We start from the raw sequence: 10,358 nt of genomic DNA, 5'->3' as shown, positions 1-10,358 counted from the left end.
ATCAATTTACCCCGAAATTAGGTGGTCAATTTGAATTGGAAAATGGTGGTCAGTTTGCTCCGGAACTGGTGGTCAATTTACACTGGAAAGTGGTGGTCAATTTGACCGGTTTTTCCACCTTTATTGTCTTTATATAAAATGCCCACCATAGCAAGTGAAATGGCGGAAAATGATGCAGCGCCCAACCCCTGGAAAAACCTCACTACTATTAATAATTTTGGAGGCACAAATGGGTACAGTAATGAAGCAAGCGCAAAAATAATTATACCAAGGCATAAGGCTTTCTTCATTCCTTTTTTATCAGCCAATCCACCAAATACAGGTTTTGCAATTATTTCTGCAAAATCATAAATAGCTATCAGCAAGCCTATCATAGTTAAACCAATACCAACTTTCTCCGCATAAAAAGGGAGGTTTACCGCTACAATATGAGCTCCAAAAGAGGTAGCAAAACCAAGAAACCCAAGTATAAAAGCAAATTTTATTGATGTCTTCATCCTTATTATATTATTAGCTGTTTAGTTTCACTTCGTTATTGTTATTTTTTAATTATTCTTCTCCTAAAGTCTTATGCACAAATAGAATCCATATTGATCATTGTCCACTTGAGGTATAAGAGTAACATTCTTTGTTTTTTCAAAAGGATTCCATTTAATAATAGGATCAAAAAAATAGATAACTTGTGTTACCAAAATACCTATTCCAGCACCCACTAAAACATCCGAAAGCCAATGTGCATTATTCATTATCCTTAACCCTCCAGTAGTAGTTGCAAAAACATAACCACTATAGGCTAACAATGGGCTTGTATCTTTGAACTCTTCATACAATACCGTTGCATTAGTAAAAGCAGAAGAAGTATGTGCTGAGGGAAAAGATTGTCCATCATCTCCGGCATTTGGTCTGATTTTATAAATGTTTTTTTTCAATTTAAAAGTTATAAAATCGGTTATAATTATTGATAAAGTTAAATTTTTTGTTTGGTCAAACCAATGATTCTTTGCTTTTACACCCATTATATCAGCCGCATAAAGCTCTACTATTGGTGCGTATCTGGTATAATCGTCTATACTTGTGCTAAAATCATTACCTACGAAATTTCTAATATCTTTTTGGAAAGATTTTTCGAAGTTACTGTTACTAATCAAAAAGCCTCCTGTGATTAAAGAAACTGGTAAAATACTTATTTTAAAAAAAGTATTTTTTTGCTTTGATTTAGAAACTATAGTATCTGTTTGTGCGATCGATACTGTATAGGACAATAAAACGATTGCTAAAAGAAGTGTTTTAATCCTCATAATTTTAATTTTAGGAGATAATTCATTGGTCATAGTTTTCTTTTTACTAACGCGTTTTATTTACTTCATTAAGGCGTTTTTTGCGTATGCTTCATATTTACATATTTGCTTATTTTATAAACCAGATATGCTGAACAGCTACCTATAGCAGCACCAGCTAATACATCGCTTGGATAGTGAACTCCCAAAAACATACGTGAGTAACCAACGGATATAGCCCATAAAAAAGAAAATGTAATTACATACCATTTTGGAAAAGCAATACTCAAAGAAGTTGCTATCACAAATGCTACAGCGGTATGACCTGAAGGAAAGGATGGGCTTGTAACATATGCCATTTTTTCTATGAAAGAATAGGTTATAAAAGGTCTTACTCTGTTAACGACTATTTTTAGGCAACTTGAGATAAGCGATGAAGTGATTACAGAAAGCGCAATGTACATGGATTTTTTTTGAAGAATTTTCCCTTTTCGGAACAAACCCAACGCAAATAAAATAATAGGAATTACAATACTAATAGGTGTTGCGCTATTGGTAATAAATATAAAAATTGGGTCCAATAATTTATCCCTATTGAGATTAATGTGCCTCAAAAGATCAATATCTACATTTTGGGCATTTGCACCAATGAATAAAAAAAACAATACGGTTAAAAATGAAATTTTATACATTTTATTTTTTTTCATAATAGATTATAAATTTCAATGTATAAATTGTTTAAATAAAAAGTGGTTAAAAACTCTTTTAAAAATTCCTTACAAAGGATAATCCTGATTGTTTACCGTTGTAAAAAGGTGCAATAACAGATGTTGTATTAGTTTCAGACCCGAATATTTTCTTGTTTATGTAAGGATGAATCCAATAAGCAATTTTCGTGCTTAAAATACCTATTCCGGCACCCGCAGCAACATCTGTTAGCCAGTGTCTGTCATTGTATATTCTGAAAAGCCCTGTTCCTGTGGCAATAATATATCCTGAAATTCCGTACCAAATTGATTTGTCTTTGTATTCCTGCCATAAAAATTCAGCTCCGGCAAAAGCTGTTGCAGTATGTCCTGATGGAAAAGAATTATTTCCAGAGCCGTCTGGTCTTGGAACTTTCGTAATTGATTTAAGCCCTAAAACGGTGGTTGACATGATAATATAAGAAGTAGCCAATATTATAGAACGATCCTTTAGATTATTTTTCCCTTTTATCCCTGCTGCATTCAGCGCATAAACCGAAACCGCAGGAACATATTGTGAGAAATCATCAATAGAAATTTTCTCATCTATATGCTCATTTACTTCTTCTTTGATTTCAGAATTAAAATTTTTAATCTGATCGCTTTCAAGACCTATAAATCCATATCCTATTAATACAGCCGGAATAATAAGTTGTTTGAAATTGAATTTGATGTTTTTAGCAATAGTTGCTTTCGAAATAGTATCTATTTTTATCTCTTGCGCGTTTATAGTTGCGATACTAAACAACGAAAATAGAATGATTTTTAACATCCGTTTTTTTTTAAATTATACACTAACTCTGATTTTTTTAACACTAAACTATGTCAAATGTTTAAAGTGTTTTTCATTTTTAAAAACAAAACACAATAAACTAGGCAATACCACTAACAGCAAAGGCATAGCGATTATAAAACCGCCAATTACCGCAATGGCAAGTGGTTGATGTAATTCTGAACCTGTGCCAATTCCTATAGCCAATGGTAATAAAGCTATTATTGCTCCAAGTGCAGTCATTAATTTTGGTCGTAATCTGGTTGAAATAGAGTAAATCAAAGATTGATTTACGTTTCCGGTAATCTTGAAAGTTTCTCTGAATTGTAAAAAAGTAAAAATGGCATTTTCACTAATTATACCAACAATCATAATAATTCCGGTGTAGCTTCCCACGTTTAAAGGTGTTTTTGTAATGAAAAGCAAAATATAACTTCCTGAAATTCCTAAAACAGAAATTAAAAGTATAATTATTGCTACCCTAAAATCTCTAAATAAAAATAAAATAACACCAAAAACCAATAACGATGAAGCTATTAAAATCATTAATAATTCTTTGAAAGATTGTTGTTGATCTTTGTAAGCTCCAGCATATTCGATATAATAACCACTCGGAAGATGAATACTATTTGCTACTTCAGTTTTTATTTCCTTCATCACACTTCCCAAATCACGATTATCTAATCTTCCGGTTACCACACTCATCGTTTGAAGATTTTCCCGTTGTATTTCTGCAGTTCCTTTTTGCACATTTATATTTACAAGACTTGTAATTGGTATCGATTGTCCGTTAGGTAAAAACAGTTGCAATTTCTTAATATCTTCTAAACTCCTTTTTTCAGAGTAGGGATAAATTAATCGTATGGGAATTGTTTGCTCATTTTCCAGCAAATTTCCAATTACATTTCCTTCAAGCGCAGTTTGCATTTGAAATTGTAAATCTGTTGGCGTTATTCCAAATTGTGCCAATTGAGAATAGTTAGGCTGAATATTTATGGATGGTCCAGCCAAAATAATTCCGTCAAAAACATCGGCAGTTCCTTTTACTTTCTCAACAATAGAAGTAATTTGTTTTGCAATTTTGTGCAATTCAGCTTGATTGTTTCCATATATTTTAACTTCTATTGGCTTTACCGAACTCATCAAATCTCCCAGCATATCACCAATGACCTGCCCAAAATCGATACGTAAAGCGGGTTGTGTAGCTTCGATTTTTGCCCTAATTTCATCAATAATATCATTGCTGGTTTTGTTTCTGTCTTTTTTTAATTGAATTAAATAATCACCAAAATTGGGTTCGGTAATAAAGAATCCCATTTGTGTACCCGTTCTTCTACTGTAGGCTTCAACTTCGGGGATTTGTATTATAATTTTCTCTACTTCATTAAGCATTCTGTCGGTTTCTTCCAATGATGTTCCTGGCGGACTTTCATAATCAAGAACAATACTGCCTTCATCCATTTCGGGTAAAAAGCCAGTTTCTAGATTCGGCACTATTAGTATAATTGAAAGTATTAAAACAACACAAAAAGCTATACTTATTATTGGCCTTTCAATAAAATAAGCTACCCAATTTTGAGTTTTTACTTCGTTGATTTCGTTTTGCTTCTCGATTACTGTATCTCCTTTTTCATTTCTGGAAAGCAATAAATAAACAACTGGCAGTAATAACCATGTTACAAAAAAGGAACAAACCAATGTAATAATCATTGTGTCCGTTAATACTTTAAAATAAGAACCCGCTACACCACTCATTAATACAAATGGGAAAAAAATTACTATGGTACTTATGGATGAACCCACCATTGCCGGAAATAAATAATGAATCGCTTTTTGCAAAAGCGAAACTGTAGGTTCATCGGGATGTTCCTCGTGTGTTCTATGAATTTGTTCCACAACCACAATGGCATCATCAATAATTAAACCCAATGCCGCAGCTATCGCACCAAGTGTCATAATATTGAATGTTTGCCCTGTGAGATACAGAACAATCAAGGTGAGCCCCAAAGTAACCGGAATAATTATCAAAATTGTGGCACTGGCTTTCACTGATTTCAAAAACAAAACGGCAACAATTATGGCTAATAATAATCCGATGAGCAAACTATCTGTAACACTTTTTACAGCATCATTTACAAAATTAGCCTGTTCATAAAATGGCTTTATGCTAATTCCTTTTGGAAGGATTTTTTTTAACGCTTGTAACTTTTCATTCATCGCACTCGAAAGTGAAATCAAATTAGAACTGGGTTGTTTTATTACTGCCACAAGAATACTTTCTTTGCCGTTGGCATTTACTTTTATATATTCTTTGGCTTCGCGAATTTCTACCGATGCAATATCTCTTAGAGTGATAATTCCTTTTCCGTTGTTGCGAATGACCAGGTTTTCCAGTTCGTCTTTTTTATTGACTTGTGCATCAGTAATCGTTAAATACAAATAGCGATAATCAGATAAATATCCGTTTGATTTAATAAAATTGGTTTCATTCATTACCTGTGTAATTGCATTTGGCGTAATACCAAGCGCAGTCATTTTATCAAAATCTAACGATAACCAATATTCTTTTTCTTTGCCACCAATAATTCTAATTTCGGAAACGTCCTCTATTTGAGACAAAAAAGGTTTTATTGTTAAGTTAGCGATTTTTTTGAGTTCGATTGCCGATTTACCTTTTCCTTCAATGGCATAACCAATAACAGCCAGAATAGAAGGATTCATTTTTTCGACCGTAATTTGCGTATCAGGAGGAAGATTGTTTTTTATCTGATTGATTTGTGCCTCAATCCTTGTTTTACTTAAATCTATATCAGATTTCCAATCCATAAAAGCCGATATCTCACAACTTCCCCTACTGGTTGTACTTCTAATGGTTTTTAAATCCTGAACTTTTTTTATAGCATTTTCGAGCGGCTTTGTAACGGTAATCATCATTTTATTGACAGGCTGTTGTCCAGCATCGGCAATGATTTTTACTTTTGGAAAAGTAATTTCAGGAAATAAGCTGGTTTGCATTTTTGAATAAGCAAAAAAGCCTCCCAAAATTATTATGAAAATAATGGAGCTTAAACCATTTTTATGTTTAACAAAAAAGGTATTCATCTTGATTAGTTTTTTACTATTTTGACTTTTATACTATCTCCAACTCCGTAATTTCCAGTAAGTACTATTTTATCTTTACGAGTTAAACTTGGCGAAAGAATTTCTACTTTGTCTTCGGTTTCAATTCCTTTTTTTATAGGGATTTTTATAGCTGTATTGCTGTTAATCATCTTCATTATCCAGAAATTAGTTTCTGTTTCATCACTCAAAACAGTCGCTTTTGGCAATGAAATGTTTTTTGAACTTGAAGATTTTTCTATTCTGACTTTTACAATTAAGTTCTCCGGAATATCTTGCTTGCCCATGATCTTTAAAATGACGCTTTGTGTTTGTGAAGTTGCATCGACTGTTGGCATAAACTTTTGAACTTTTGCTTTTATCGATGTTCCGTCAGGCATAAATACCGAAAATATTTTACCAATCGTAACTTGCTTTTTCAACTCATAAGGCAAACTTAAAACTATGGCAAAGCTGTTGGCATCATTGATTGTAACAAGTTGATCACCATCTTGAACGTAATCACCCTGTTGTACATTGATAGAAGTGATATAGCCATTTGTGTTTGATCGTACTTTTATGGCATTTCCAAAATTCAAACTTGGGTCAATTTTATTTATAGTATTCCCTAAAACTTTTGCTTCGCGGGTTTGTATTGAAAACAACACTTTGCCATTAGAAACATAATCGTTAGTAGCCGCATTTACCGAATTCAAATAACCGGTTGCATTTGCTTTTATAACATTTTTCAGCAGATAAGTCGCTGTTGCATTCAAATCGATAAAACTCTCAATAGCTGAAGTGTCAATTGAAGTTAAGGTTACAGGAACACTTGCGTCTATGGTTTTTTCTGGTTCGATTTTATCTTTGCAAGAAATAAAAAGAAGCGAGATTACGGCAAAAAATAGAATTAGTTTCTTCATTGAATTATTCATTAAAACTCCAATAATTAATTTCATTTATAATTTGAAGTTTGTTGCTGTTATTTTGTGAAATATTATTTTTAATGGTTATCAAATTGCCAATTACAATAACATAATCGGTAATTTGTGCATCGCCCGTAAGCAATAATTTTTTATTGGCTTCTATTAATGCTTCAGAAATAATGAGTTGCGATTGTAATTGTTCTTCAATAGCATCAACTTGCTTCAATTTCTGATTTAACATTAAATTTTGTTGATTGTATCGCTTTTTAAAATTGTTTTTGTAAGCCAAACTAGTTACAATAGCAATATCATTTTTTTGATGTTGCAATGTTTTTTGGTTTCCATCATAAATTGGAATTGATAATCCCAAACCAACACTAAAGCCAAAGTTTTTGTAAGATTGATAGGCAAAACTCGAATTATATCCTGCATCACCAAGCAATGATAATGAAGGTTTATACCCATTATCAATTAATTTATTTTGATTTTGAAGTTTCAAACTGTCTATTTCAAATTGTTTTAGAAATATAATTTTATCCTCATTTTTAATACTTTTCAATGCAATATCAGGTTTCTTCAAATTAACGAAGGTCGTATCTGTTTCTCCAGATAAATAATTCAGTAAAGCCAAATCATTTAGGTATTGCTGTTTTAATTGTAAAAGGACTAATTCCTGTTGTTTCACTGTTGCACTAAAAATCAAATAATCGGTTTGTTTGTAAATAGAATTTTGAGTTAGCTTTTTTAACATTGTGACCTCATTTTTTAAAAGCGTAGCCATTTTTTGGTTGTAAACTATTTGTTCAGAACTTCCCGAAGCAGTTATATATTGAGAAACAATTAACTTGTTCAAATCTTTCTGCGCCATTTTTTTATTCAAAACCAAACCATCTTTTAGTAATTTGAAAGTTTCCGATTGTGAATTGATTTGGTTTCTGCCAATTATTTTCTGATTAATACTAATCAGACCCGAAACCGATTGGCCATTACTCAATGCTGTATCATAACCAAATCCATTTATGACTGGAGCATAATTTGCATTTAGATTTCCGGTAATTTGAGGTTTATAGATTGATTTGTTCAATAGACTATCAAGAGTAGCGGATTTTATTTGGTTATTGAAATCGGTAATTAAAGGAGAATTGGTTTGTGCCTTTTCAATAAAATAGTGTAAGTCCTTTTCTTGCGAAAAGGATTTGGCACTTAACAAAACAAAAATGAGGCAAATCTTTAATTTCATTGGATGACTTTATTATAATTAAAGTTTATTTAGGTTTTGAGATAAAAACGGAAGTCTTGTAATTACTATCAACTAAAGTAAATTTGTCATTATATTTTTTGAGAATTTCATTTTTATTTTCTGTTACAAAAAATATTTTTTTATGAATGCTTAAAACAGAATCGAGTTCTTTTTCGTTTTTTAGTGTTTTAGCCTTACCATTAGAATAAAACTGACCAGAATAGTTTTTTTCATTCCAATAATATAATGGGATTTGATTATTAGTTGTTACTATCTTTTGATTTCTAATGAGATATTTATCAGAATTGATGTAGTAATCCAGTATTCCTGTTGCAAATATTCCAAAATACCCTACAAAAGCAACAACTGGAAAAATAAGACTAAAAGCAACTGCTTTCTTTTTACTTTTATAATCATTCCACCAATGAATAATCAGAAACATAATTGGAACCGTTACAGGCAACATATAAGTATGCAAAATATTTTTTGAAAATGTAAAGAAAATTGGTGTCCAAAAAAGCCAAAAGACCAAAAAGGATACCCAACTGTTTTGGAAAATTATTTTCCTATTTTGCCAAAGTTTAAATACTACAATTTGTATCCAGGGAAAAGCAAACAAAAAAATAAAAACCCATATCATTCCAATAGGTTGAGATTTTGGCCTGCCATATAAATCACCTTTCCAGCCAGAATCTACAAAACGTTTATAATGTTCTCCAACAAAAAAGTAATCTAAAAATCCTGGCGATTGCTGTTCGGCAAAATAATACCATGGAACAGCAATTATTGTAGTAATGATAATACCTATTGCTATAGGAAATTTACTAAACAAACTTTTGAATCTATTTTTATCCAATAAGCACCAAAAAAACAACGGCGGGAATGTTAATACTACAATCAATGGACCCTTAGCGAGAAATCCAAGTCCTAGTGCAATAAAAAAGATGTATCTCCACAACGTTTTTCCCTCATTTACCATTGTTTTCCAAAAGGAAAGCATCATCATAGTTGTACAAAATACCAAAGCAGTATCTGTAGAAACTACTCCGGTATGAATTAAAAATTCGGGCATTGTTAACAAAATAAAGCCTGGAAGCCAAAAGGAGATTCCTTCATTTTTTATCATTTTACCGACTATTATTACTATAATAACATTTAATAAAAAAGAGGGGAATCTTGCCGCAAACTCAGTAACGCCAAATATGCTAAAACTAATCGCAGACAACCAAGTTGACAAAGGAGGCTTAGCCCAAAAAGGAATGTCATAATCAATATGAGGGACAATCCATTGGTTGGTTTCCCACATAATTCTTGCAATTTCAGCATACCGTGCTTCTGTTTTGTCCAATAAAGGAATTGTTGCAGTTAGCAATAGTCTAAAAATCAAAAGGACTAATACTGATAGACATAATAAAAAAGAGGTTTTTTTGAATTTTTCAGGTATCATTTTGCTAATTTAAATTAAATAAAGTCAGTGCTATTGTTTCTATAACTATTACTAATTTGATACAAATCATACCAAAGTCTAAAAAAGTAGGTTACTTTGACTTTTGAATTTCCTTTTTCTGTCCACGATTTTAAAGGAATTTCAGCCATTTTTTGTATAGCATTTTCCTTTCCGTAAATAATTTTCATTCTATAGAATAGTTCAACATCAAATAACCATTTAGAAATGAATTTTTCTTTGAATAATAATAAAGAAAGTTCTTTCGTGAAAATTTTGCAGCCACATTGTGTATCATAGATTTTTAACTGAAGTACATTTGAAATAAATGTAGCAATTATTCTTCCTATTAAAAAACGACTGTTTTTTCTTGTAATAACAGACCCTAATTTTAAAATTCTAGAGCCAAAACAAAAAGAAATGTTTTCCACTAAGTATTTTTGTAATTCCACAAATTCTTCTAAAGTAGTTGCTAAATCTGCATCTAAATATCCAATGTGTTTGTGTGTGTAATTTTGATTGCAATAATTTATTCCAGATCTTACTGCTTCTGCTTTTCCTAAATTTTTTTCAAGATTTAGTATGTGAATTTGGTCAGGGTATTTTTGTTTTAGGACTTGAATTATACCAATTGTATTATCCGAAGATCCGTCATTTACAAAACAGATTAAAATATTCTGGGTTTTATCTAAAAAACCAGAGTACTCATCAATTGAAATACCATTTTCTTCATTATAACATGGAAGAACAATACAAGTATTATATCTTATTTCGATTATATTATTTTGCACATATTTTTTTTAAAAATTCAAAACCTTTCTATAAAACAATCAATAAAATTTTATTTGGATTAG

The 10,358-nt window shown here is 31.3% G+C and carries 9 protein-coding genes; all 9 read right to left on the bottom strand.

Features of this window, described 5'->3' with window-relative positions:
• Window positions 1-77: 77 nt before the first annotated feature.
• A complete protein-coding gene (locus ACM55M_RS16680) occupies window positions 78-497 on the bottom strand; it encodes an MFS transporter (protein WP_416858809.1) in 420 nt (139 codons plus the stop codon).
• Window positions 498-560: 63 nt separating this feature from the next.
• Window positions 561-1,298: a phosphatase PAP2 family protein gene (locus tag ACM55M_RS16675; RefSeq protein ID WP_416858808.1), complete on the bottom strand. Its 738-nt coding sequence runs from the start codon at window positions 1,296-1,298 to the stop codon at window positions 561-563.
• 68 nt (window positions 1,299-1,366) lie between these two features.
• On the bottom strand, window positions 1,367-1,984 hold the full coding sequence (locus ACM55M_RS16670) for a phosphatase PAP2 family protein (protein WP_416858807.1): 618 nt from the start codon (window positions 1,982-1,984) through the stop codon (window positions 1,367-1,369).
• 58 nt (window positions 1,985-2,042) lie between these two features.
• Complete coding sequence (locus ACM55M_RS16665; RefSeq protein WP_416858806.1) at window positions 2,043-2,795, bottom strand: phosphatase PAP2 family protein; 753 nt, start codon at window positions 2,793-2,795, stop codon at window positions 2,043-2,045.
• 48 nt (window positions 2,796-2,843) lie between these two features.
• Window positions 2,844-5,897 carry an efflux RND transporter permease subunit gene (locus ACM55M_RS16660; RefSeq protein WP_416858805.1) on the bottom strand — a complete coding sequence of 1,018 codons (3,054 nt, stop codon included), beginning with the start codon at window positions 5,895-5,897 and terminating at the stop codon, window positions 2,844-2,846.
• A 5-nt stretch (window positions 5,898-5,902) separates the two neighbouring features.
• On the bottom strand, window positions 5,903-6,817 hold the full coding sequence (locus tag ACM55M_RS16655; protein ID WP_416858804.1) for an efflux RND transporter periplasmic adaptor subunit: 915 nt from the start codon (window positions 6,815-6,817) through the stop codon (window positions 5,903-5,905).
• 4 nt (window positions 6,818-6,821) lie between these two features.
• Complete coding sequence (locus tag ACM55M_RS16650; protein ID WP_416858803.1) at window positions 6,822-8,060, bottom strand: TolC family protein; 1,239 nt, start codon at window positions 8,058-8,060, stop codon at window positions 6,822-6,824.
• Window positions 8,061-8,085: 25 nt separating this feature from the next.
• The gene (locus ACM55M_RS16645; protein WP_416858802.1) at window positions 8,086-9,507 is read right to left on the bottom strand and encodes an ArnT family glycosyltransferase; all 1,422 of its coding nucleotides are present in this window, start codon (window positions 9,505-9,507) and stop codon (window positions 8,086-8,088) included.
• Between the two features lie 14 nt (window positions 9,508-9,521).
• Window positions 9,522-10,295: a glycosyltransferase gene (locus ACM55M_RS16640; RefSeq protein WP_416858801.1), complete on the bottom strand. Its 774-nt coding sequence runs from the start codon at window positions 10,293-10,295 to the stop codon at window positions 9,522-9,524.
• Between the last annotated feature and the right edge of the window lie 63 nt (window positions 10,296-10,358).

Origin of the sequence: Flavobacterium galactosi, assembly GCF_048158585.1 — a bacterium.
In the GTDB taxonomy this organism is placed as follows: domain Bacteria; phylum Bacteroidota; class Bacteroidia; order Flavobacteriales; family Flavobacteriaceae; genus Flavobacterium; species Flavobacterium galactosi.
Note: the sequence above shows the minus strand (reverse complement) of the source record. Positions and strands in the feature narration are given on the sequence as shown.

Bases quoted from the DNA above. Each gene is read 5' to 3' on its own strand.
- ACM55M_RS16665 (WP_416858806.1), bottom strand. From the start codon at position 2,795: ATGTTAAAAATCATTCTATTTTCGTTGTTTAGTATCGCAACTATAAAC.
- ACM55M_RS16650 (WP_416858803.1), bottom strand. From the start codon at position 8,060: ATGAAATTAAAGATTTGCCTCATTTTTGTTTTGTTAAGTGCCAAATCC.
- ACM55M_RS16655 (WP_416858804.1), bottom strand. From the start codon at position 6,817: ATGAAGAAACTAATTCTATTTTTTGCCGTAATCTCGCTTCTTTTTATT.
- ACM55M_RS16660 (WP_416858805.1), bottom strand. From the start codon at position 5,897: ATGAATACCTTTTTTGTTAAACATAAAAATGGTTTAAGCTCCATTATT.
- ACM55M_RS16680 (WP_416858809.1), bottom strand. From the start codon at position 497: ATGAAGACATCAATAAAATTTGCTTTTATACTTGGGTTTCTTGGTTTT.
- ACM55M_RS16645 (WP_416858802.1), bottom strand. From the start codon at position 9,507: ATGATACCTGAAAAATTCAAAAAAACCTCTTTTTTATTATGTCTATCA.
- ACM55M_RS16670 (WP_416858807.1), bottom strand. From the start codon at position 1,984: ATGAAAAAAAATAAAATGTATAAAATTTCATTTTTAACCGTATTGTTT.
- ACM55M_RS16675 (WP_416858808.1), bottom strand. From the start codon at position 1,298: ATGAGGATTAAAACACTTCTTTTAGCAATCGTTTTATTGTCCTATACA.